The organism is Pseudomonas trivialis (assembly GCF_036864995.1).
GTDB classification, from domain to species: Bacteria; Pseudomonadota; Gammaproteobacteria; order Pseudomonadales; family Pseudomonadaceae; genus Aquipseudomonas; species Aquipseudomonas trivialis.
Window position 1 is genome coordinate 4,688,900 of the sequence record NZ_CP142151.1, and the last position, 23,003, is coordinate 4,711,902.

Below are 23,003 nucleotides of genomic sequence, written 5' to 3' on the forward strand. Positions count from 1 at the left end.
CAAAATCACTTCTTCTTGCGCGGCCCGGTATTGAACACCGGCACCTTGCGCACCGGCTTGATCGACGGTTCAACCGGCGCCGAGTCACCACTCTCCACCCACTTGCCCAAATTGCGCTTGCCCCCACCACCGCCGGATGCCTTGGGCTTCTTCGGCTTTTTCGGCTTCTTCACTACCTGCCCGCTGGCATCGGTGTCCGGCACGCGGTGCTCGGGTTCGAAGTCCGGCTCCATCTTGCGGGTCAGGGTCTGACGCGTGAGCATCTCGATGGCCGACAGCATGTTCACTTCATCGGCGCACACCAGGGAAATCGCTTCCCCGGTATTGCCCGCACGCCCGGTACGGCCGATGCGGTGGATGTAATCTTCGGCGACGATCGGCAGGTCGAAGTTGACCACCAGCGGCAGGTCTTCGATGTCCAGGCCACGGGCCGCCACGTCGGTGGCCACCAGAATCTGCACGTCGCTGCTCTTGAAACGGTCCAGCGCACGCTGGCGCGTGGCCTGGGGTTTATCACCATGAATGCCGTCGGCGTTGATGCCCAACCCTTGCAGCTTGTCCACCAGCGCATCCACACCGTTGCGGGTCTTGGCGAACACCAGCACCTGCTTCCAGCGGCCCTTGCGCATCAGGTGCACAAACAGCTCGGCCTTGCGCTTCTTGTCCACCGGCACCACCCACTGCTTCACGGTGTTGGCGGCGACGTTGCGCGGGCTGACTTCAATGCTCAGCGGGTCGTTGAGCATCTGCCCGGCCAGCGTGCGAATCTCATCGGAGAAGGTCGCGGAGAACAGCAGGGTCTGACGCTTTTTCGGCAGCATGCGGTAGATGTTCGCCAGCTCTTCGGAGAAGCCCAGGTCGAGCATGCGGTCGGCTTCATCCAGCACCAGGGTTTGCAACTGGTTGAGTTTCAGCGCGTTCTGGCGGAACAGATCGATCAGGCGGCCGGGCGTGGCGACCAGAATGTCGACACCCTTGCGCAGCTTCATCATCTGCGGGTTGATGCTCACGCCGCCATACACCGCGTAGGTGGTGAGCGGCAGGTTCTGCGCGTACTCGGCAACGCTGGCGTGAACCTGCTCGGCCAACTCGCGGGTAGGGCACAGGATCAGCGCGCGCGCCGAGTTGGCGGCGACTTTCGGCCCCTCCATCGTCAGCAATTGCAGCAGAGGCAAGGCGAAACCGGCAGTCTTGCCGGTGCCGGTCTGGGCCGCTGCCATCAGGTCGCGACCGGCCAGCACCGCCGGAATGGCTTGCGCCTGCACTGGCGTCGGGGTCTGGTAGCCAAGCGTCTCAAGGGCGCGCAGCAAGGGTTCGATCAGGCCAAGGGTGGCGAAAGTCATGTGTTTACCGTAGGAAAAATTCAGCGCAAAGGCGTAATGCGCCGCAGTTTACCTTATTTCCGGTTTGGGCTTGCGCCATTGGGGCAGGCTGATCAGCAACACGGCGCTGATGATCACCAGCATCGCGAAGGCCTCCTCCAGGCCGATGCTTTCCCCCACAAAGACAATCCCCAGCAAGACGGCGACGGCCGGGTTCACATAGGCATAGCTGGTAGCTGCCGCCGGGCGTACGTTTTTGAGCAGGTACATATAAGCGTTGAAGGCGATGATCGAGCCGAACACGGTCAGGTAGGCCAGGGCCAGCCAGCCTTCCAGCGGCGGCAGGGCTTTGAGGTGCTCGCCGGACAGCGCACTGACCAGCAACAGCGCCACACCCGCCACGAGCATTTCCGCCGCACTGGCCATGGCGCCCTGGGGCAGCGACAGTTGCCGGCTCCACACCGAGCCAAACGCCCAGGAAGCCGCTGCTATCAACAGCAGCACTGCGCCCATCGGACTCGATTGCAGTGTGCTGCCCATGTTGAGCATGGCAATGCCGATAATCCCCAGAATCACCCCCGCCCACTCCAGCCGCGTATTGCGCGCGCCCCAGAAATAGCCGCACAGCAAGGTAAACAGTGGCACCGTCGCCACGGCTAGCGCAGCCACCCCGGACGACACACCCATATGCTCGGCCACACTGACGCCGCCATTGCCCACCGTGAGCAGCAAAATACCGATCATGCCGGCGGCCTTCCACTGCGGCCAGGTCGGCGCCGGCACGCCACGCCATCTGAGAAAGCCATACATCAACGCGCCCGCCGTGCAGAACCGAATCCCCGCCAGCAACAACGGCGGCCAGTATTCCACACCAATGCGAATCACCAGGTAAGTGGAGCCCCAGATGACGTACAGCGCGAAAAAGGCAGCGATCAAGGGCAAGGGAAAGCGACGGGGGCCAGGCATGGGGCGGCTCTATGGCAGGAGATGGGTGCTTATTTTAGGAAGACGGATTGTTAAACATAAGTTACAAAACCTGTTTAAACGGGCCGTACACTTTTCGGAAGGGGGTGGCTGGTCTACTGCCATCGGGAGCAAGCCCCCTCCCACACTTTGCGCTGTGAACACCTTCAAAATGTGGGAGGGAGCTTGCTCCCGATAGCGTCATTAGCATCCCGCAAGACCGATCCCTATCATTTGCGGGACGTTTCCGAGAGAATCCCACGGCCTTGTTTCCGTCGGATCAGGTAGCTAGTCTCGCTCGGTCATTGAGTTTTCGGTGACCGGACGTGCAAGTCCGGCGGCAATAAGAATTACAAATCAACGCAGCTTAGCGCTCAGCTTTTGCTTTGTGCTTGCCAGTTATGGCAGCTGTGCGTGGGAGACCTTCGGGTCTGCTGGGTTTTACTTCTTGCCCCGGTCTTGCACACCTACGCACAGTTGCCACCCTCTTCGCGTGCAAGCGGACGGTGCCAACTTCTTCCAGCAAGGAGTTTCACCATGGTCAAAGTCACCCCCAACCCACCCCGCTTCTCCAGCGAAGACGCCCTGCTCGATCGCCGCGCCATCGACCACTACCTCAAAGCGTCCGCCCCGGATGCGCCCACTTTCATCCTGAATGACAACCTGAGCTTCGAAGACGCCCTGGCCCATGCGGCGGATTTGCTGCATTGCGCAGTGGAGACAGCGCATTCGTCCAGGGACGCCATGAATGCGCAACAGCGGGCAGTGATGCATTTGGTGGAAATGGCGAGAGGGGTGGTGGATCGGGCGTTGGAGTGTGTGCAACCTGGATGATCACCGCATAACCCATGTGGGAGGGGGCTCCCGATGGGGGTGGTTCAGTTGCACATCAGTTGCCTGACACACCGCCATCGGGAGCAAGCTGAACTGGCCTAATGATTTTGGACACTTCAATCGGGCGCTATGATAGCGCCCAAATCTGAGGTGTTTGGATATGCGTAAATCTTATTCGAGTGAGTTCAAGCTCAAGGCTGCCAGCATGGTGTTGGATGAAGGTCAGCCGGTTACCGAAGTCTGTGCCAGCCTGAATATCGGCCCCACAGCCCTACGCCGCTGGATCGATCAAGTGCAAAAAGAACGCTTGGGCTCGACTCCGGTAGGGGCCAAGGCGATTACCGCTGATCAACGAGAAATCCAGAGGCTCAAAGCTCTGCTTAGAGAGAAAGACCTGGATATCGAAATCCTAAAAAAGGCCAGTGCTCTCCTGCTTTTGGACGCCAAAGATCATTCACGCTGATCGATGAGCTGGACGAGCAGTACGGCGTTAAAAGGTGTTGCCGGGTGTTTGGGGTCAACCGCAGTAGCTTCTACGCCTGGCGCCAGCGCCAAGGCAGAGCAAATCCCGAACGGGACAAGCTCAAAGCCGCGCTGGTCAGGCACCACAAGGCGTCCAGAGAGTCGGCCGGCGCACGTACTTTGTCCAAGGAGCTACAAGCCAAAGGGCATCGTATCGGACGTTACATGGCTCGCAGTTTGATGCGCGAAGCTGGCATCGCTAGTCGTCAGCGCAGGCGCCATAAGTACAAGTCGCCGGGCGTGGAGGCCTTGGTAGCGCCGCACATGCTCAAGCGGAAATTTGACGTGACGGCGGTTAATCAGGTGTGGTGTGGCGACGTGACTTACATCAAGGTCGGCAAGCGGTGGATGTACTTCGCAGCCATTTTGGATCTGTACGCTCGCAGGATCGTAGGCTGGTCGTTCTCGATGATTTCCGATGCCAACCTGACCTGCGAAGCACTAGGCATGGCAGTGGAGCTACGGGGCCATCCTCAGGATGTGTTGTTTCATTCTGACCAAGGTTGTCAGTACACCAGTCATAAATTCAGAAATTTGCTGCTGAAACATGGATTTAGGCAAAGCATGAGCCGTAAAGGCGAGTGCTGGGACAACGCTCCAATGGAGCGTTTCTTTGGCAGTTTGAAGTCGGAGTGGGTGCCTGAAACGGGTTACAAACTCGAACATGAGGCCCGAGCAGACGTGCAGCGCTATGTCTCGCGCTACAACATCAGCAGACCTCATAGCTACAACGACTACCGGTCGCCGGTCTCCAAGGAAAGGTTGGCGGCGTGAACCTTAATCAGTGTCCAAGATTACTTGACCAGTTCAAGCCCCCTCCCACATTTGGATTTTCAGTGTTCTTGAGAGGGTGGCAGGCTCAAAACCCGCGATGTTTCTTCAGGTGCTCATTGATCTTCGCCGCCGGCACTTTCTGCAAGGTGCACAGCAAATCATGGGACAGTTCGCGCAAGCCGTGGGTGCGCCGTAACTCCTGGGCCAGATGCGCCGTGAGGTTGGCCGCCATCTCCGCATCCGCCAGCGCCCGGTGAGCCTTGCCGGTGTGGGGCAGTTGCGCGTAGCTGTTGAGGGTGCCGAGTTTGTGATTCGGCGCAGCCGGCATCAGGCGGCGGGCCAGCAGCAGGGAGCAGGCGAATTTTTGCAGGCGGGTGCGGCGGATCAGGCCCAGCTCGAAGTCCCAGAACTTCTGGTCGAACGCGGCATTGTGCGCCAACAGCGGCGTGGTGCCGACGAATTCGTTGACCTCATTCATCACACGCTCGGCCGGCGGTGCGCTGCGCAACATCGCGTTACTGATCCCGGTGAGCTGTTCGATAAAGCCGGGTACACGTACGCCGGCGTTCATCAGGCTCTGATAACGGTCGACGATTTGCCCACGCTCAAGAATGACCACGCCGATTTCCGTCGCGCGGCAGTGGCTGCTTGGCGTGATGCCAGTGGTTTCAAAGTCGATGACCGCTATACGTTCCAAACCTGTTTGCACTCCGTCCAACTAGTTATTTGAGCAGCAACGCGCCTTCAATCGGTATGTAGCGACTGGCGGCGCGTATCAGCGAATTGGCGGTCAGGCCCGGTACGCCGTAGGCCACAGCCTCAACGCCATGTTTATTGATGACGCGGTCGAGCAGCATGTCGAAGTCGCCGTCACCGGAGGCCAGCACAATTTCGTCGACGTGGTCGGCGGCGTCCATGATATCGAGGGTGATGCCCACGTCCCAATCGCCCTTGACCGAGCCGTCGCTGCGCTGGATGTACGGCTTGAGTTTTACCGTAAAGCCCAGGTTGCGCAGGATCTGCTGGAATTGCTGCTGCTTGCTGTCGCCACGGTCGATTGCATAGGCATACGCCTCGACGATCTGCCCGCGCGCGCTGATGTCAGCCCACAGCGCGGCATAGTTGAAGTGGCAACCATAGGCCTGGCGCACGGTGTAGTAGAGGTTTTGTACATCGGCGAACACTGCAATTTTCTTCACCGCACTTCCTCATGACAGCCAGGCGTCAGGGCCCGGAAAGGGTGCCAGTATGCCAGCCACAGGAAAGTTTCCGGAAAAATCAGACCGGGACGACGGCGCGCCCCGGTCCCGGTGTGTCAGACGAAGGTATCGTCGTCGCCGAAGGAAGAGGAGTCGTCGGCATAATCGTTGTCGGCGAAGCTGTCGGCGTTGTTGCTGCCCCAGCTGTCATTGCCGGCAAATTTCTGGTCGTCGTTGCCCCAGTTGCCTTGATCGCTGGCCGGCGCCGGTTGTTCGATGATTTCCTCCACCACCTGCGGCTGCTGGTTGTGGTGGAACAGGCTGCTGATGCCTTCGGCCAGCAACACACCACCGGCCACGCCTGCGGCAGTTTTCATCGCGCCGCCCAGGAAACCGCTGCCCACGGGTGCTGCAGCCGCCGCCTGGGGCGGTTGCTGGTAGTTCTGCTGCGGCGCAGGCTGGCCGAACGCAGGCCGCGCCGGTTCACGCCAGCCACCGCCGGCATTGGACGGCGCAGGCGGGGTATCGCGCGAGCTGCCGCCAAAGATGCTCGACAGAAAACCACCGCCGCTCGCCGGCGCCGGTTGCGCGGATTTGGCCCGCTGCAACTCATCCTGCAGTTGCTGGATCTGCTGCGCCTGCTGCTTGTTCTGCGCATCCAGGCTTTTCAGCGCCTGCTCCTGCACCAGGATCGACTGGGTCATATAGTACCCGGCGGCCGGTTGGCGAGTCATGTGCTCCTTGATCCGCGCTTCGGCCTGGGCGTCGCGGGGAGCTGAGTCCGTTTCGGCTTGTTGCAACCGTGAAAACAGTCCATCGATCAGGGTTTGCTCTTCGCTGTTCATGGCGACCTCGTTAGATTGCCGGTAGAAATCAGGGTCCTGCCTGTGATCAGGCCAGGTGCCTGCTAGTTATGGGGGTGTTACGAGTTGTTTCAATGGTCTTTACGCAAGGTTTACGTTTGCGTCGTTGCGAGTCTGATCGGTTAAAGTGTTGCCTTTATTTACAGGCCTGCGATAACCCTGATGAATCCGTTAGACGTACTGCGCGACTCTTTCCGCTTTACCCGGCACAACCTCGGCGCCATCGTGCAATTGTGTCTGCCGCTGGTGATCCTCGAAGCCTTGCTGCAACAGATACTGGACCACACGCTGGGCGCAGATGCGTTTGCCGGTTACAGCGTGGTGGTGGGTTTATTGGTGTACCCGCTGTACACCGGGGCGCTGATCCTGTTTCTCGATGCCCGCACCCGTGGCGAGTCGCCGCGCACCCGCGATGTGTGGGCCATGGCCCTGGCCCTGTGGCCGCGCTTCGCCCTGCTGACCGCCATGAGCACGCTGCTGATATTGGCGGGGCTGTCGCTGTATTTCCTGCCGGGGCTATGGCTGATGGTGGTGCTGGCCTTTGCCGAATACTTGCTGGTGTTGCGCGGCATGTCGGCCCTGGAGGCGATGAAGGAAAGCCTGCGCCTGACCCGTGGGCATTTCTGGCGAATCCTGGTGTGCCTGCTGTGTGTGATGACGCCGCTGTGGCTGCTCAAGGGCGCGAGCGTAGCGGCCTACCCTGAGCCGGCGCCGCTGCTGGGCCTGGTGATGGACAGCGCGCACAGCTTTCTGCAGCTGTTTACCAGTGTGGTGCTGTTCCGTTTATTCATGTTGATCGGTGGCGATGCCGACGCGCGGTGATATGCTCACGGCCACTTCTGAAACGCCATAAGCCGAGCCGATGACCCGTTTATTGCGCATCACCCTGCTGGGCCTGCTGATCGTTGCCGGCCTGCTCACCGCCCTGATCTACCACCTGACCTGGCGCCCGGCCGCCAGGCAGACCTTGCCCGTCAGTTGCGTCGCGCCCCGTGCGCCGACCCTGCTGCCTGGGCAGGCGCTCAAGGTGATGACCTGGAACGTGCAATACCTGGCCGGCAAGAACTACGTGTTCTGGTACGACCGCAGCGACGGCGGCGGCCCGGATGAGCGTCCCACCGTCGAAGACATGGCCTTCAGCCTCGACGAAGTGGCCCGGGTGATCCGCGACGAACAACCCGACCTGCTGCTGTTGCAGGAAATCGACGAAAACGCCAAGCCTTCCCACTACCAGGACCAACTGGCCCTGCTGCAGGAACGCCTGGTCGACCTCTACCCCTGCAGCGCCCAGGCCTTCGACTGGAAGGCCGACTTCGTCCCCAGCCTGCACATCTTCGGCAGCGTCGGCCGCAAGCTCGCGACCCTCAGCCGCTACCAGATCGAACACGCCGAACGCCTGCAACTGCCCACCTCGGACGCCAACTTCATCAGCCGCCAGTTCCAGCCCAGGCCCGCCTTGCTGCTGACCTACCTGCCACTGAGCGACGGCGGCCAACTGGCGGTGCTCAACACCCGCCTGGACGGCGACACCCCTGGACGCAGTGCGGTGCAGGAGCAAGTCAAGGCCACCGTGAAGTTGCTGGATAAATTCGAAGGCCGGGGCACACCCTGGTTGATCGGCGGGGATTTCAACCTGTTGCCGCTGGGCCAATACCTGCGCCTGGACGCCGACAAACGCGGGCAGTACTCGCCGGACAGCGAGCTGCACCTGCTGTGGGACAAATACCCGATGATCCCGAGCAACAGCGAGTCCAGCGGCATCGACCGGGAAAAATGGCTGACGCACTTCCCCAACGACCCCGGCATCGACGGCCCGGACCGCACAATCGATTACCTGTTCTACAGCCCACGGATCAAGCGGGTGGAGGCGAAGGTGCGACAGGAAGATACGTTGCGTATTTCCAACCATCTGCCGGTGATTGCCCGCTTCCTGCTGCCGGCCGCGCAATAACTGTCAAAAATATCAATGTGGGAGGGGGCTTGCTCCCACATTTTTTGATCCTCAACACTAAGGCTTGCGAGGCTTGATCCTGGCCGTCGGCTCCGCCACCAATGGGTCATCCGGCCAATAATGCTTGGGATAGCGCCCCTTCAAATCCTTCTTCACCTCGGCGTACGTACTGCGCCAGAAGTTCGCCAGGTCCTGGGTCACCTGCACCGGCCGCCGTGCGGGGGACAGCAGGTGCAGCTTGACCGCCTGGCGCCCGCCGGCAATGCGCGGCGTGTCCGCCAGCCCGAACAGTTCCTGCAAACGCACCGCCAGAATCGGCGGCTGCTCGCTGTAGTCCAGGCGTACCGACGACCCCGAGGGCACCTTGATATGCTGAGGCGCCAGTTCGTCCAGCCGTTGCGGCAGCGGCCAGGGCAGCAGGTTGTGCAGGTAGCTGGAAATGTCCAGGTGGGCGAAATGGCTCAGGCGCGAGACTTTGCCCAGGTAGGGCATCAGCCAGTGTTCCAGGCTGGCGAGCAAGGCCTTGTCGCTGATGTCCGGCCATTCGCTGGGCGCGCCCCTATCCAGCTCGCGCAGCAGCATGACGCGGGCCTGCCACTGGCGCAGCTCCGGGGTAAAGGGCAGCAACTCCAGGCCTTTGCGTCGCACCAGATTCACCAGCGCCTGGCTGCGCGCGCTTTCATCCAGGCCGCTGAGCGGCTCGCGGCTGAGCACCAGTTCGCCGACCTTGCGTTGACGTTCGGCGCGCAGCATGCCTTCACGTTCGTCCCAGTCCAGTTGATCGACCGTGCGCACCTGCTCGGCGAGCACCGTGTCGAACAGCGCCGGATCGAAATCTGCCGCCAGGTAGATGCGTTCCTCGCGCTGGCCCTGGCGGCTACCGAGGTCGGCGATCACCAGCCAGGGCTGTTTCATCAGGCTGTCAGCCTCGGCGAACAACGCGGCACGGCCATTGGCCAGGCGGTATTCGGCGCCACCTGCACGGCGCTGCCGGGCGACGCGGTCCGGGTAGGCCAGCGCCAGCAAGGCGCCGAGCCAGCGCGGGTGGTCGGGGTCGACCACGGCCTGCGTCGCCTTGCCTCTCAAATAGCCACGATACTGCCGCGCCAGTTGCCGGGCCCGTTGCACGCCGCCCTGGGTACCACGGGCGCGCTCTTCGCCGGACAGCAGCGCCAGGCGGCTGTACAGGTCCGCACCGGCACCACGCAGGATATCGCGCTCGCCCAACAGCGCCGCGACATGGCAGGCGGTGTCCGCCAGCCCCAGGTCCTGCCCGCGTAACAGCAGATGGGCGATGCGCGGATGGGCCGGCAACTCGGCCATTTTCTGCCCGTGGGCGGTCAATTTATCCTCATTCAATGCTCCCAGACGCGCCAGCAGGTCCTGGGCCTGGGCGTACGCGGCGTTCGGCGGCACGTCCAGCCACACCAACTGCGCGGGCGTCACGCCCCAGCGCGCCAGTTGCAAGGCCAGGCCGGCGAGGTCGGCGGCGAGGATTTCCGCGCTGCCATAGGCCGCGAGGCCTTCATGCTGGTCTTCGGACCACAGTCGGTAACACACGCCGGGCTCGAGGCGCCCTGCCCGGCCGGCACGTTGGGTGGCGCTGGCGCGGGAGATGCGCTGGGTGTCGAGGCGGGTCATGCCGCTGCCGGGGTCGAAACGCGGCACCCGCGCCAGACCGGCATCAATCACCACACGCACGCCGTTGATGGTCAGGCTGGTCTCGGCGATGTTGGTGGCGAGCACCACTTTGCGCTTGCCGGCAGGTGCCGGGTCGATGGCAGCGCGCTGGGCGTTGAGGTCCAGCTCGCCGTGCAGCGGGCACAGCAGCACATCGGCGCGATCGCCCAGGGCGTCGGCCAGTTGCTGATGGACCCGGCGAATCTCCGCCTGCCCCGGCAAAAACACCAGCACGCTGCCGGTCTCGTCGTGCAGGGCGTCGAGGACGGCCTGCACAACGCGCGGCTCGATGAACTCACCGGACTGGTACGGCCGCCCCCAGCGCATCTGCACCGGAAACATGCGCCCCTGGCTGCGCAAAATCGGCGCGTCGTCCAGCAGGCTGGCCAGGCGCTCGCCTTCGAGAGTGGCGGACATCAGCAGGATTTTCAGCGGCTGCTCGTCGCGAAACAGCTCGCGCCCGTTGAGGCTCAGGGCCAGGGCCAGGTCGGCATCGAGGCTGCGTTCGTGGAATTCGTCGAAGATCAGCAGCCCCACGCCGTCCAGCGCCGGGTCCTCCTGCAAGCGCCGCGTGAGGATACCTTCGGTGACCACTTCGATGCGTGTGTTGGGCCCGACCTTGCTGTCCAGACGGATACGGTAGCCAACGGTTTCACCGACTTTTTCACCCAACTCGCTGGCCAGGCGTTCGGCCGCCGCACGGGCCGCGAGGCGCCGGGGCTCGAGCATCAGGATGGTTTGCCCGGCCAGCCAAGGCTCGTTCAGCAAGGCCAGCGGCACGCGGGTGGTTTTACCGGCGCCGGGCGGTGCTTCCAGCACGGCTTCATGGCGAATCGCCAAGGCGTCACGCAAGGCGGGTAAAACATCATCGATGGGCAACGAATTCATACTGGCTCCAAAGCAGAGCGGCGAGTATAACGGCGAACGGCCCAATGCCGACGCTGGTCTGAGAATACGGTCAAAGGTGGGAGCTGGCTTGCCTGCTCCCACATTGGGTCGGCGTCGTTCCACAGAATGGGCTTATAGTCACTTTCAACTGTGTTGAGGAGATTTCCATGCGTATTGCTTCCCGTGTCATCGGCGGTGTTCTGGCCGTCACCCTGCTGAGCCAACTCACCGCCTGCGGCTCGATCATGTACCCGGATCGCCGTGGCCAGCTCGACGGCAAGATCGACCCGACCATCGCCGTGCTCGATGCCATTGGCCTGTTGTTCTACGTGATCCCCGGCCTGATCGCCTTTGGTGTCGACTTCGCCACCGGCGCGATCTACTTCGAACCGGGCAAGACCGCCCAGGTCGATCCGAAGAAACTTCACGAAGCCGTTGGCGCCGATGGCAAGGTCGATAACCTCAAGTTGCAATCGATCATTGAGAAGGAAACCGGACGCAGCCTGCCGCTGGATGACCCGCGCCTGATCCAGTTCAAGGGCAGCGTGCAACAACTGGCTTCCCTGGGCCTGCAGCCCGCCGCTTAAGGATCACCCATGACCGGCAGTCCCGAACACGCCAGGCTCCTGCGCCTGGCAACCCGCGCCTCGGTGGCGGTGGCCAGTGCGCTGATCGTCACCAAGGCCATTGCCTGGTGGTTCAGTGGTTCGGTGAGCATGCTTGCAGGATTGACCGATTCACTGCTCGACGGCGTGACGTCGCTGCTCAATCTGCTTGCAGTGCATTATGCCCTGCGCCCGGCCGATGACGATCACCGTTACGGCCACGGCAAGGCGGAATCGCTGTCGGGCATGGCCCAGGCGCTGTTTATCGCGGGCAGTGCGGTGCTGATCGCCTTCCAGGCCTACCACCGCCTGCAGCACCCGGAACCGGTCGGTGCGCCCTGGCTGAGTATCGGCGTGATCGTGTTTTCCCTGGTGCTGACCGTGGCGTTGCTGATGCTGCAACACCGGGTGATCCGCGAAACCGGCTCCAACGCGGTGCGCGCCGATTCACTGCATTACCGCTCCGACTTGATGCTCAACGGCAGCATTCTGGTGGCACTGGTGTTGGCAGGCATCGGCTTTCATCAGGTGGATGCGTGGTTCGGCCTGGGCATCTCGGCTTATATCCTGTGGAGCGCCATCCAGATCGCGCGGGAAAGCTTTGCGGTGCTGATGGATGAAGAGCTGCCCACCGACGTCAGCCAGCACATGCTCGAGCTGGCTCGCAGCGTGCCGGGTGTGCTGGGTGCCCATGACTTGCGCACGCGGGTGTCGGGCAATCACTGGTTTGTGCAACTGCACCTGGAGTTGCCGGGGGAACTGACGCTGTCCGTGGCCCATGGCATCAGCGACCAGGCCGCCGATGCCATTCACCAGGCCTACCCGCGCGCCGAAGTGCTGGTGCACGCCGACCCGCAGGAAGTGGTCACCGGCGCCAAGGCCTAGTACTGCACCTGATAACCGCGACTGCTCAGGCAGTTGCCCTGGGCCTGACGATAAGCTTGTACCACCGCAGGGTCCGGGGCGTAGGTGACGGTGCGCGGGTCAAAGCCGCTCTGCTGCACCGCCCAGCGATAGCAGTCGTAACCGTCCTGCTGCACCTGGGCCGGTGACTGGCCGCTGGCGGGGTAAGCCACCACGTCATAGCCCTCGCCCTGCGGCGGCGGGGGTGCCTCTGCCGGCGGTTGCACGACCACGTATTGCCGGGTGCTTTCCTCATAGGCGTAATAGGCGCCAGCGGCGAGGAACAACAGCGAACCGCCCACCCGCACTTCGCGCGCGTAGTCCGGCAAATATTGCACACGGATGCCGTACGGCGGCGTCACCACCACGTAGCGCGGGCCCTGGGGGCGATACCAGTAGCCGCCGGAGAAGAAATAATCCTGGCCCCGGTACGGCACACGGTAATTGCGGTCGGGGAAGCGGTCGATGACGTAACCCGGACGATGTTGCGGGCCGGGGCCCCAGCCGTTGCCATGCCCGTCGGGGCGGCCTGGCCAGCGGTTGTCGTCGGGACGGCCGTTGAAGCCAGGACGTGAACCCGGGCCGCCGGCCTCCCAATGCCGGTTGTCATCGTTGCGCCTGGGGATGTCGCGGTAGTAACCCTGGCGCGGTTCCTCGGTCTGACGCACGGTATCCGGGCGCCCCTGGATCGGCAGCTTATTGGACGGCGGCGGCGCAGGCCGGCCCGGCTCGTTGCCCGGTGGACGCCCCTGCCCTTGGCCGCCCGCGTTCGGGCCGCCACGTTCAACGCGCTGATTTTCCGGGCGCGGCTGATTGTTTTCCGCCCGCCCGCCGCCTTCCGGCCCGCGTTCATGCTGCCCGCCGCCCTGAGGCCTCGGCCCGGGACCATTCCCCGGCGCGCCATCGCGCTCATCGGCCAATGCCTGCGCGCCGACGCTTGCCACCAGCAAACCAACACCTGCCATACGCCAGATGCGCTTCATGCTATTCCTCACTGCGGATTAGGGCTTGAACATGAGACTGGGAAAGCCTCGCCCGGTTCTGGCACAGGTTATCAGTCACAAGAAGTTTCATCGCAGGTAAAAACCGGGGCAAAAGAAAAGGGGTGACCCGTCGGCCACCCCTTGAGAATTTCGTCCTGGCGCAACGCTTTTGACGTTGGCTCACCTCACGCCGTCGTGTCGACAGTGTGCAGCCTGGAGGCCGGCTCAACCCTGCTGGGGTGGCGGCCGCAGCAAGCCTGATTGGGCGAGCTGCTGTGGACTGTTGTCCAGGCGGTGATTCTGTTGATAACGATACCCGCCCACGCTCGACGGATGATTGCGAAGATTGCGTCAATAAACAGTGCTTGCGCAATTTTTAACCCTTCATGGATAATTCACCGCAATAGTTACGACAAAGGCCAACCTGATGAGCAAGCTTGACCGATACGACCTGAGTATTCTGGCGGAATTGCAGCGCGACGCGAGGATCTCCAACCAGGAGCTGGCCGAGCGTATCGGCCTGTCGCCCTCGCCCTGCTCGCGCCGGGTCAAGCAACTGGAAGACGACGGCTATATCTCCCGCCAGGTCGCCCTGCTCGATCGCAAGATGCTCGGCTTGAGCCTGACCGCCTATGTGCTGATCGGCATGGACCGGCACACCCCCGAGCGTTTCGAGAATTTTGAAGCCGCCATCCGCACCCTGCCCCAGGTGCTGGAATGCAGCCTGGTGACCGGGATGGACGCGGACTATCAGCTCAAAGTGGTGGTGCCGGACATGGATCACTATCAAAAACTGCTGCTGGGCCATCTGACCCGCATCGAAGGCGTGACCAGCGTGCGCTCAAGCTTCGTGCTCAACCAGGTGCTCAACAGCACCGAACTGCCGCTGACGCACTTGCGTACCTGAGATCAAAGAAGATCAAAGGTGGGAGCTGGCTTGCCTGCGATAACATCACCCGGGGTTTACTGACACACCGAGTTGACTGCATCGCAGGCAAGCCAGCTCCCACAGTTACCACGTCGGAAAACTCACCATGAACACCCTCGACCCCGCTCTGTTCGAAGAATGGATGATGACCGGTCTGGTGACCCTGCTGATCCTCTTCATGGGCTTTATCGTCTGGGACCTGGCGAAAAAATCCAAAGCCGGACACTTTGGCTCGCTCATCCTGTTCCTGGTGCTGGGCCTGGGCATCGCCGCGTTCATCATCAAGAGCGTGGTGATCGGCCTGATCGAGTCCGGCGCCTTATAAACGCGCCGGCACTGCCTTCCACTGGCCCTGATCCAGCCCCGCGATAGACCAGTCGCCAATACGCACGCGCACCAGGCGCAAGGTCGGCAAGCCCACCGCCGCCGTCATGCGCCGTACCTGACGGTTACGCCCTTCGCGAATCACCAGTTCCAGCCAGTGTGTGGGCACACTTTTGCGAAAGCGCACCGGCGGGTTGCGCGGCCACAGCTCAGGCTCATCCAGCAGCCGGGCTTCGGCGGGCAAGGTCATGCCGTCGTTGAGTTCCACACCGTCGCGCAGGCGTTGCAGTTGCGCGTCAGTCGGCTCGCCTTCCACCTGCACCCAATAGGTTTTCGCCAGCTTGTGCCGTGGGTCAGCAATGCGCGCCTGCAACTGGCCGTCGTTGGTCAGCAGCAGCAGGCCTTCGCTGTCACGGTCCAGGCGGCCCGCCGGGTAGATGCCAGGGATGTCGATAAAATCCTTGAGGGTCGCGCGCCCGCCTTCGTCGCTGAACTGAGTCAGCACATCGAAGGGTTTGTTGAACAGGATCAGCTTCGGCTCGGCCGGCGGCGCCTTGGCGACACGACGGGGGGCAGCCTGCGAAGGTTTCACGCCAGGGCGGCGCGAATCGGGACGGGTGGGACGGGACATGGCGAAGGAACATCTAACGGTCAGGACCGACAATGCTAGTGGCCTGACCGCCAAATGACCATCCCAACCGCTTAGCGGAACGGCGGCTCGTCGAAGCTGCGCAGTTTGCGCGAGTGCAGCGAGTTGAGTTCAGTGCGCAGCAGGTCCACTGCCTCGATGCCGATCTTCAAGTGCTGGCTGACCGCGCGCTCATAGAACGCGTTGGCCGAACCCGGCAATTTGATTTCACTGTGCAACGGCTTGTCCGACACGCACAGCAAGGTGCCGTAGGGCACGCGCAGCCGGTAGCCTTGCGCTGCGATGGTGCCGCTTTCCATGTCCACGGCCACGGCGCGGGACAGGTTGATCAGCGGGCGCTCCTGCGCCCAGCGCAGCTCCCAGTTACGGTCGTCGTAGGTCAGCACTGTGCCGGTGCGCAGGCGTTTTTTCAGCTCTTCGCCTTTTTCGCCGGTGACGCTCGCGGCCGCCTGCTGCAAGGCCATCTGCACTTCGGCGAGGGCCGGAATCGGGATATTCGGCGGCACCACCCGGTCGAGGATCCCGTCGCGGCGCATATAGGCGTGGGCCAGTACATAGTCGCCGATGGTCTGGGATTGGCGCAGGCCGCCGCAGTGGCCGATCATCAGCCAACAGTGCGGGCGCAGTACCGCCAGGTGGTCGGTGATGTTCTTGGCGTTGGACGGGCCGACGCCGATGTTCACCAGGGTCACGCCGTGGCCGTCGGTAGCCTGCAGGTGATAGGCCGGCATCTGGTAGCGGTGCCACACCACGCCTGCGGCAATCGCCGATGCTTCGCCGTGGTCCATGTTTTTGTCGATGATCACGTTGCCCGGCAGCACCATGCGCACAAAACGCGGGTCGCTGCGCAGTTGTTCCAGGCCATGCAGGATGAACTGGTCGACGTAGCGGTGGTAGTTGGTCAGCAGAATCCACGGCTGCACATGGCGCCAGTCGCTGCCGGTGTAATGCACCAGGCGGCGCAGGGAAAAGTCCACGCGGGCCGCATCGAACAATGCCAGCGGCAGCGGGTCGGTGTTTTCCCAGTCGTAGAGGCCGTCGGCGATGCCATCGGTGGCTGCCGACAGGTCGGTGCTGGGGAACACGCGCGCCAGGGTCGCGGCGGTCACACCGGAGCCGACCAGCTCGTCGCCCTGCTCCACAACGTACGGATACGGAATGTTCTGCTGGCTGACGCCCACTTCCACAGTCACGGTGAAGTCGTGCATCAGCGGCACCAACTGTTCGAGCAGGTATTTACGGAAGGCCGCCGGGTGGGTGACGGTCACGCTGTAGGTGCCGGGCAGTTGCACCTTGGCGTACGCGCGGGTGGTCTGTGGGACTTCGCCGTGGCAGTGGTAGGTCAGGCGCAGTTCCGGGTAGCGAAACAGCGCGCGCTGGTCGGCGTCGGGTTCGACGCGGTCCTTGAGGTATTGCTTGAGGGCCTGGTTGAGCGCGCCGGTCGCACGCTCATGCAGAGCGGCCAGCCGGTCCACGGCTTCTTCGGCGGTTTGAACGACAACAAAAGCTTCGGTCACGGTAAGCATCCTGTGTGCTGACTTGCAGGCCTTTATCTTGCCTGTATCGCGGCTGCACTGAAACACCGGAATTGGAATGCCGTAAATGTGGGAGGGGGCTTGCTCCCGATTGCAGTGTGTCAGTCAGCCTGGCTGTAGCTGATGCACCGCTATCGGGAGCAAGCGCCCTCCCACACTTTGACCGCTTGCAGTCAGACCGATTGGGGGGTTGAGCGGGCAACAATCGCCTCTACATCCACCCCACGCGGCAACGTGCCATACACCCGCCCGGAGGACTCACCCAACCGGCTGGCAATAAACCCATCACTCACCGCCGCATTCCCCGCCTCCAGCAGCAACTTGGCCTGCAACGCCAAGGCGATGTCTTCGGTCAATTGCCGTGCACGGTACTGAATGTCCTGAGTGTCCATAAACGCCGTTTTCAACTGTTGGATGTGCCGCGCCAACTGCCTGTCGCCATGCCCATCGCCGAGTTCGACAAACAGCGTCTCCAGCACACCCGGCTCCTTGGACAGCGCGCGCAGCACATCCAGGCATTGCACGTTGCCGGAACCTTCCCACGTCGAATTCACCGGTGCCTCACGGTACAGGCGCGGCAGGATGCTGTCCTCCACATAGCCGGCACCGCCCATGCATTCAGCCGCTTCGTTGATCATCGCCGGCGCGCGCTTGCAGATCCAATACTTGCCCACCGCCGTTACCAGCCGCGCGAACCGCGCTTCGTGTTCATCGCCCAGATGATCCAGGGCGCGGCCCATGCGCAGGCTCAACGCCAGGGCCGCTTCGCTTTCCAGGGCCAGGTCGGCCAGCACGTTCTGCATCAAGGGTTGCTCGCTGAGCACGCGGCCACCCACGCGGCGATGGGCGCAATGATGGCTGGCCTGGGTCAGCGCCTGGCGCATCAGGGCGCTGGAGCCGACCATGCAGTCGAAGCGGGTCATGGCGACCATCTCGATAATGGTCGGCACGCCACGCCCCTCTTCGCCGACCATCCACGCCAGCGCGCCGCGAAACTCCACTTCGCTGGAGGCGTTGGAGCAATTGCCCAATTTGTTTTTCAGGCGCTGGATATAGAACTCATTGCGCGTGTCGTCCGGCCGGTGGCGTGGCAGCAGGAAACAGCTGAGGCCCTTGTCGGTCTGGGCCAGGGTGAGGAAGGCATCGCACATTGGCGCCGAGCAGAACCACTTGTGGCCCACCAGCTCATAGGCTTGCCCGGGGCCGCCGGCGCCCACCGGATAGGCGCGGGTGGTGTTGGCGCGCACGTCGGTGCCGCCCTGTTTTTCGGTCATGGCCATGCCGAGGGTGACGCCGGCCTTGTGGGCCATGCCAACGTTGCGCCCGTCGTAGTCGGTGCTGAGGACTTTCGGCAACCAGGCCTGCGCCAGCTCCGGCTGCAGGCGCAGAGCCGGAACGCTGGCGAAGGTCATGGTCAGCGGGCAACCGGTGCCGGCTTCCGCCTGGGTGTGCAGGTAGGTCATCGCGGCGCGGGCCACATGGGCGCCGTCTTGCGGGTGGGCCCACGGCAGCGACGGCAGGCCGTGTTCAACGGCGGTGCGCATCAATTGGTGATAGGCCGGATGAAACTCCACCAGGTCGATACGATGGCCATAACGATCATGGCTGCTGAACACCGGCTTGTTCTGGTTCGCCAGGAACCCGGCCTCCATCAACGGACCACCGGCCAGCGCGCCATAGGCATCGATGCGCGGCTGCGCCCAGCCGGCACCAAAGCGGCGTGACCAGTCCTGCAAAGGCAGGTCGATGCGGTACAGGTTGATGCCATCCAGGGACGGCGGCTGGTTGGTGACGACGTGGGTTTCGGCAAACTGATGCAGGTTCATCAAGGCCTCCAGGAAAAAGGCCCATGTCGATCGCCGCCCTCCGGCAGTCAAGAGGCGGCTCGATGAGGCCCAATGCTTTTCAGTTAAGCATCGTCACTGTGCTTAAAAAAGTGGCATACCCGCCGATTGCACGGCGCCTTCGCCCTCCTGTGCGCGTAACACACGGCGTTCCAGTACCGTCTGCAGAACGTCGAAACGCACCGGCTTGACCAGCCGCTCAGTGATACCGACGCCATGACAATGTTCGCGCTCCGGTGCACTGGATGACCCACCCAGGGCAATCACCGGCAGCTCGCCGCAGCCAGGCAGTGCGCGGATCTGACAGCACAACGAGAAACCGCCTTCAGGCACGTCCAGCAATACCGCGTCAAAACGCCCGGCCTGCAGGGCCGCCAGCGCCATGGGCCCGCTGTCCACGGTTTTCACCCGGTAACCCAGCTTGAGCAACATGCCGCGCACGGCCAATTGGCCGACGCTGTTGTCGTCCACCAGCAGCACCGCGCACTCATTGGCGGAGCGCTCCTTGCCCGAGCGCACGGCGTGGGGGTCTGGCCTCACGCTGTCCATTTCCACGTCCAGCTGGAAGCGGCTGCCCTTGCGCGGCTCGGAATGATGGGTCAGGCGCCCGCCCTGCAATTCGATCAGTTGCCGGCAGATCGCCAGGCCGATGCCCAGGCCGCCGTATTCACGGGTCATCGAGCCGTCGAGCTGGAAGAAGCGTTGGTACAGGGTGGCTTCTTCGAGAAAGGCGAAACCGATGCCGGTGTCGGTGACGATAAAGCTCAGGCGCGGGCGGCCGTCGCTGTGGGGCACGCCCACCACGCGCAGGCGCACAGAGCCGTGGTGAGTGAACTTGAACGCGTTGTCCAGCAGGCAATCAAGGCACTGCACCAGTTTTTCGGGGTCGCCGATCAGCCGGTCCGGCAGGTCGTCGGTTACGTCCACGGTAAACGCCAGGCCCCGGCTTTGCGCACTGGCGCTGAACTGCTGGCGCAAGGTCTCGAGCGTGCCACGCAGGCTGAATGCGCGGGGCTGCGGGCTGAGGCGCCCGGCTTGCAGTTCGGTGAGGGTGAGGATGCCGTTGACCATGCGCATCATGTCCCGTGCCGATCCGGCGGCAGTCTGATGGTAATGCGCCAGTTCATCCGTCAGCGGTTGGGTGTGCATCAGCTCCAGTGAGCCGATCACGCCGTTCATCGGGGTGCGCAGTTCGTGGGTCAGGGTGGCGAGGAATTCGTCCTTGAGAAGATTGCTGCGGGCCAGTTGCTGGTTGAGCCCTTCGAGTGTCTGGCTGGCGTCGAGCAGAATCTGCGCCTGCTGCTCGCGCATGGCGTTAATGCGGTCGACCAGGGCCAGGGACAGCAATGACACTTCAATGGCCGAACCGATCTGGCTGGCGTACATGGTGAGGAACACATTGGGCAGGTAGCCCAGCACCATCAGCGTATTGACCACCCCGCCCAGCAGGAACGCTGACCAGGCGATGATGAAATAGCGCGCCACGCGCTGGCCGCAGTACCACGCCTTGATGGCTGCGACAAAGATGGTCACGGTGAACACCAGCGCCAGGCCGGTGGCCAGGCGCAGTGCGAGGGCGTAGCTGGTCATCAGCGACAGCAGCATGACCACCGCGCCGCAGCCCACCAGCGTCAGCAGCAGGCGATTGATCCAGCGGCTGTGCTGGGCGGTGCTGAGGAAACTGCGCGTGAACAGGCTGCCGAACAACGCCGCGCAGCCGATCAGAAACGGCGTCGCTGCATTGGCCCACCACGGGCTGTTCGGCCAGAAATATTCCACCGCCGCGCCGTTCACCGACAGCTGGTACATGCCGAACGAGGCGATATAAAGGATGTAATAGAGGTAGCTGGTATCGCGCACGCTCAGGTAGATGAACAGGTTGTACACCAGCATGCCCAGCAGCACGCCGTAGATCAGACCCAGCACGTACAGGCGCAGTGGCTGTTGTTCGAGGTACGCGGTGCTGGACCACAGCGTCAGCGGCGCCTGGATCGAGCCTTCGCTTTGCAGGCGCAGGTAGACGGTCTTCTGTTCGCCGGGGGCGAAGTCGAGTTTGAACAGGTAGTTGTTCTGGCGGATCTCGCGGTTCGAAAATGGCAACGCGTCACCGGTGCGGCCGGCCAGGCGATAGTGACCGGTGCGGTCGGGCAGGTAGAGGTCGAGGTGGTCCAGGGGCGGGTAGGCCAGCTCCAGCAGCCAGGTGCGCTGGGCATCGACGAGCCGTGGCATGTACTGCAGGTCAATCTTGAGCCAGAACACCGAACGCGAATAGCCGGCGTTGAGGGTGTCTTTGTCATGGGGCTTGAACCGCGCGGCCGCAGACGGCGCGCTGACATCGGCGATGGTCAGTGCGTCGGTGGGGTCTTCGAGCACTTGCATCGCCCTGCCGAGCGACAGGCTGCGCGTGTCCTGAGTGAACTCGATGGCGCTGGCGAGCATCGGCAGCCCGCATAACAATACAATCAGCAAATAGCGCATAGAGCCCCAGCGTGGCCTGTCCGGTCAGGTCAATAAGCCCCCCATCCTTTTGAGTAGACGCATACCGGCGATACATTAAGTTGTTTGAATCCATTTTAGCATAGCCGCTAAAGGCCATTGGACACTATTGGCACGTTATTTTGAAAGGCTCTGGGACGGGCTTCTCAGCCATTTTTTGGACGCCTTCAAGCGCCAGAAAAACGACGCCCTCGCGTAAAATTCAGCCATCGCCCAACGGCCACGCAAAAAGCGTTTGGTGGTAAGCTCGCGCACCATGAATATCTACAGCTCTCGCCCTGTTGTTCTTTGTCTCTCCGGCCATGATCCCAGTGGTGGCGCCGGCCTGCAGGCAGATATCGAAGCCCTGCTCGCCCAGGGCTGCCATGCGGCGCCGGCCGTCACGGCGCTGACCGTGCAGAACACGGTCAATGTCAGCGATTTCCGCGTGCTCGACCGCGAGTGGGTATTGGCCCAGGCCAATGCCGTGCTCGGCGACTCCGAAGTGGCGGCAGTCAAGCTGGGCATGCTCGGCTCCACCGTGATGGTGGACACCGTGGTCGAGCTGCTGCAGGCGCACCCGCACCTGCCGGTGGTTTGCGACCCGGTGCTGCGTGCTGGCGGCGGCGGCAGCCTGGGCAAGGACGAAGTCGGTTACGCGATGCGCGAGCGCCTGTTGCCGCTGTCGCTGATCGCCACGCCCAACCTGCCCGAAGCGCGCATCCTCGCCGAATTGCCGGACGGCAGCGCCGATGACTGCGCCGAGAAGCTGTTGCCGTTTATCCGTCACCTGCTGATCACCGGCGGCCATGGCGACGAGCATGAAGTGCATAACCGTTTGTACAGCCGCGACGGCACGCGCCAGACCTTTACCTGCCAGCGCCTGCCCGGCAGCTATCACGGTTCGGGCTGCACGCTGGCCAGCGCGCTCAGTGGCCGGCTGGCCCACGGCGAAGGCCTGGTCAGCGCTGTGCAGTCAGCGCTCAACTACACTTGGCGCACCCTGCGTGACGCCGAACGACTCGGCCAGGGTCAGTTCGTACCGCGCCGACTGCCGCTGGATTTCTGTTCGTAACATCAATCTCGCAACATCAATTCGCAACACCGAGAGGCCTGCTCGATGAAACTACGTGGCCTTTACGCCATTACCGACAGCCAATTGCTGGCCGGTAAATTCCTCGCCTACGTCGAAGCGGCGCTGGAGGGCGGTGTGACCCTGTTGCAGTACCGCGACAAAAGCAGCGACGAGGCCCGGCGCCTGCGCGAAGCGGAGAAACTCCACGAACTCTGCTCGCGCTACAAAACCCGCCTGATCATCAACGACGACGCCGAACTGGCCGCACGCCTGGGCGTCGGTGTGCACCTGGGCCAGACCGACGGTCCTTTGGCCCCGGTGCGCGCCCTGCTCGGCTCCAAAGCGATCATCGGCGCCACCTGCCACAGCCAGATCGAACTGGCCGAGCAGGCCGCCAAAGAAGGCGCCAGCTACGTCGCCTTTGGCCGCTTCTTCAATTCCAGCACCAAGCCCGGCGCCCCGGCCGCCACCGTCGACATGCTCGCCCAGGCGCGCAAGTGTCTGCAGTTGCCGATCTGCGTGATCGGCGGTGTGACCCTCGACAACGCCGAGCCGCTGGTGGCCCACGGGGCCGACCTGCTGGCCGTGGTCCATGGCCTGTTTGGTGCCGACAGCACTCAGGAAGTCACGCGCCGCGCCCGTGCCTTCAACGCCCTTCTCAAGATTTGATTGCAGAGAGACTCATC

22 protein-coding genes are annotated in these 23,003 nt (G+C 62.8%); 11 read left to right on the plus strand and 11 right to left on the minus strand.

What is annotated here, in order from left to right; all coding sequences use genetic code 11:
- Positions 1-5: 5 nt before the first annotated feature.
- On the minus strand, positions 6-1,343 hold the full coding sequence (locus VRB54_RS20635) for a DEAD/DEAH box helicase (protein ID WP_209985088.1): 1,338 nt from the start codon (positions 1,341-1,343) through the stop codon (positions 6-8).
- A 48-nt stretch (positions 1,344-1,391) separates the two neighbouring features.
- On the minus strand, positions 1,392-2,288 hold the full coding sequence (gene yedA, locus VRB54_RS20640) for a drug/metabolite exporter YedA (RefSeq protein ID WP_338478573.1): 897 nt from the start codon (positions 2,286-2,288) through the stop codon (positions 1,392-1,394).
- A 534-nt stretch (positions 2,289-2,822) separates the two neighbouring features.
- Between yedA and VRB54_RS20645 the strand changes: the two genes are divergently transcribed.
- The 3 genes from VRB54_RS20645 to VRB54_RS20650 all read left to right on the plus strand — a co-directional run bounded on the left by VRB54_RS20645 (position 2,823) and on the right by VRB54_RS20650 (position 4,415).
- Positions 2,823-3,119, plus strand: coding sequence for a DUF6124 family protein (locus VRB54_RS20645; protein WP_338478574.1), 297 nt, complete (start codon positions 2,823-2,825; stop codon positions 3,117-3,119).
- 160 nt (positions 3,120-3,279) lie between these two features.
- Positions 3,280-3,582: a transposase gene (locus tag VRB54_RS24695; protein WP_422396060.1), complete on the plus strand. Its 303-nt coding sequence runs from the start codon at positions 3,280-3,282 to the stop codon at positions 3,580-3,582.
- Positions 3,583-3,590: 8 nt separating this feature from the next.
- A complete protein-coding gene (locus VRB54_RS20650) occupies positions 3,591-4,415 on the plus strand; it encodes an IS3 family transposase (RefSeq protein WP_422396109.1) in 825 nt (274 codons plus the stop codon).
- 85 nt (positions 4,416-4,500) lie between these two features.
- On the opposite strand, the gene VRB54_RS20655 is transcribed toward VRB54_RS20650, so the two are convergent.
- From VRB54_RS20655 to VRB54_RS20665, 3 genes are all read right to left on the minus strand, one after another.
- Positions 4,501-5,112 carry a 3'-5' exonuclease gene (locus VRB54_RS20655; protein ID WP_231422584.1) on the minus strand — a complete coding sequence of 204 codons (612 nt, stop codon included), beginning with the start codon at positions 5,110-5,112 and terminating at the stop codon, positions 4,501-4,503.
- Positions 5,113-5,137: 25 nt separating this feature from the next.
- The gene (locus VRB54_RS20660) at positions 5,138-5,614 is read right to left on the minus strand and encodes an NYN domain-containing protein (RefSeq protein WP_338478576.1); all 477 of its coding nucleotides are present in this window, start codon (positions 5,612-5,614) and stop codon (positions 5,138-5,140) included.
- A gap of 116 nt (positions 5,615-5,730) precedes the next feature.
- Positions 5,731-6,459 carry a DUF2076 domain-containing protein gene (locus tag VRB54_RS20665; RefSeq protein WP_338478577.1) on the minus strand — a complete coding sequence of 243 codons (729 nt, stop codon included), beginning with the start codon at positions 6,457-6,459 and terminating at the stop codon, positions 5,731-5,733.
- A gap of 180 nt (positions 6,460-6,639) precedes the next feature.
- Between VRB54_RS20665 and VRB54_RS20670 the strand changes: the two genes are divergently transcribed.
- Both VRB54_RS20670 and VRB54_RS20675 read left to right on the plus strand, forming a co-directional pair.
- Complete coding sequence (locus VRB54_RS20670) at positions 6,640-7,299, plus strand: YciC family protein (protein ID WP_209985110.1); 660 nt, start codon at positions 6,640-6,642, stop codon at positions 7,297-7,299.
- 40 nt (positions 7,300-7,339) lie between these two features.
- Positions 7,340-8,428, plus strand: a complete 1,089-nt coding sequence (locus tag VRB54_RS20675) for an endonuclease/exonuclease/phosphatase family protein (RefSeq protein ID WP_338478578.1) — start codon at positions 7,340-7,342, stop codon at positions 8,426-8,428.
- Positions 8,429-8,485: 57 nt separating this feature from the next.
- On the opposite strand, the gene hrpB is transcribed toward VRB54_RS20675, so the two are convergent.
- Positions 8,486-10,996 carry an ATP-dependent helicase HrpB gene (gene hrpB / locus VRB54_RS20680; RefSeq protein WP_338478579.1) on the minus strand — a complete coding sequence of 837 codons (2,511 nt, stop codon included), beginning with the start codon at positions 10,994-10,996 and terminating at the stop codon, positions 8,486-8,488.
- A gap of 167 nt (positions 10,997-11,163) precedes the next feature.
- Here hrpB and VRB54_RS20685 point away from each other — a divergent pair, with 167 nt between their 5' ends.
- Both VRB54_RS20685 and VRB54_RS20690 read left to right on the plus strand, forming a co-directional pair.
- Positions 11,164-11,583, plus strand: a complete 420-nt coding sequence (locus VRB54_RS20685) for a polyribonucleotide nucleotidyltransferase (protein WP_338478580.1) — start codon at positions 11,164-11,166, stop codon at positions 11,581-11,583.
- A 9-nt stretch (positions 11,584-11,592) separates the two neighbouring features.
- The gene (locus tag VRB54_RS20690) at positions 11,593-12,486 is read left to right on the plus strand and encodes a cation diffusion facilitator family transporter (RefSeq protein ID WP_338478581.1); all 894 of its coding nucleotides are present in this window, start codon (positions 11,593-11,595) and stop codon (positions 12,484-12,486) included.
- Here VRB54_RS20690 and VRB54_RS20695 read toward each other — a convergent pair.
- Positions 12,483-13,487 (minus strand): DUF6515 family protein, encoded by a 1,005-nt coding sequence (locus tag VRB54_RS20695; protein WP_338478582.1) that lies wholly within the window; start codon positions 13,485-13,487, stop codon positions 12,483-12,485. The genes VRB54_RS20690 and VRB54_RS20695 overlap by 4 nt on opposite strands.
- Positions 13,488-13,914: 427 nt before the next feature.
- On the opposite strand from VRB54_RS20695, the gene VRB54_RS20700 reads away from it, so the two are divergent.
- Entirely contained in the window at positions 13,915-14,394 is a 480-nt protein-coding gene (locus VRB54_RS20700) for an Lrp/AsnC family transcriptional regulator (RefSeq protein ID WP_003176264.1), read from the plus strand.
- 127 nt (positions 14,395-14,521) lie between these two features.
- On the plus strand, positions 14,522-14,740 hold the full coding sequence (locus VRB54_RS20705; protein ID WP_338478583.1) for a DUF2788 domain-containing protein: 219 nt from the start codon (positions 14,522-14,524) through the stop codon (positions 14,738-14,740).
- Here the strand turns inward: VRB54_RS20705 and VRB54_RS20710 are convergent.
- From VRB54_RS20710 to VRB54_RS20725, 4 genes are all read right to left on the minus strand, one after another.
- Positions 14,735-15,370: a pseudouridine synthase gene (locus VRB54_RS20710; protein ID WP_338478584.1), complete on the minus strand. Its 636-nt coding sequence runs from the start codon at positions 15,368-15,370 to the stop codon at positions 14,735-14,737. The two genes, VRB54_RS20705 and VRB54_RS20710, sit on opposite strands and share 6 nt — an antisense overlap.
- A gap of 71 nt (positions 15,371-15,441) precedes the next feature.
- On the minus strand, positions 15,442-16,914 hold the full coding sequence (gene amn / locus VRB54_RS20715) for an AMP nucleosidase (protein ID WP_338478585.1): 1,473 nt from the start codon (positions 16,912-16,914) through the stop codon (positions 15,442-15,444).
- Between the two features lie 182 nt (positions 16,915-17,096).
- Complete coding sequence (locus tag VRB54_RS20720) at positions 17,097-18,749, minus strand: acyl-CoA dehydrogenase family protein (RefSeq protein WP_338478586.1); 1,653 nt, start codon at positions 18,747-18,749, stop codon at positions 17,097-17,099.
- Between the two features lie 102 nt (positions 18,750-18,851).
- Positions 18,852-21,245: a hybrid sensor histidine kinase/response regulator gene (locus VRB54_RS20725; RefSeq protein WP_338478587.1), complete on the minus strand. Its 2,394-nt coding sequence runs from the start codon at positions 21,243-21,245 to the stop codon at positions 18,852-18,854.
- 274 nt (positions 21,246-21,519) lie between these two features.
- Between VRB54_RS20725 and VRB54_RS20730 the strand changes: the two genes are divergently transcribed.
- Together VRB54_RS20730 and thiE are read left to right on the plus strand one after the other, a co-directional pair.
- The gene (locus VRB54_RS20730; protein ID WP_338478588.1) at positions 21,520-22,317 is read left to right on the plus strand and encodes a hydroxymethylpyrimidine/phosphomethylpyrimidine kinase; all 798 of its coding nucleotides are present in this window, start codon (positions 21,520-21,522) and stop codon (positions 22,315-22,317) included.
- A gap of 45 nt (positions 22,318-22,362) precedes the next feature.
- On the plus strand, positions 22,363-22,986 hold the full coding sequence (gene thiE, locus VRB54_RS20735; protein ID WP_338478589.1) for a thiamine phosphate synthase: 624 nt from the start codon (positions 22,363-22,365) through the stop codon (positions 22,984-22,986).
- Positions 22,987-23,003: the final 17 nt, after the last annotated feature.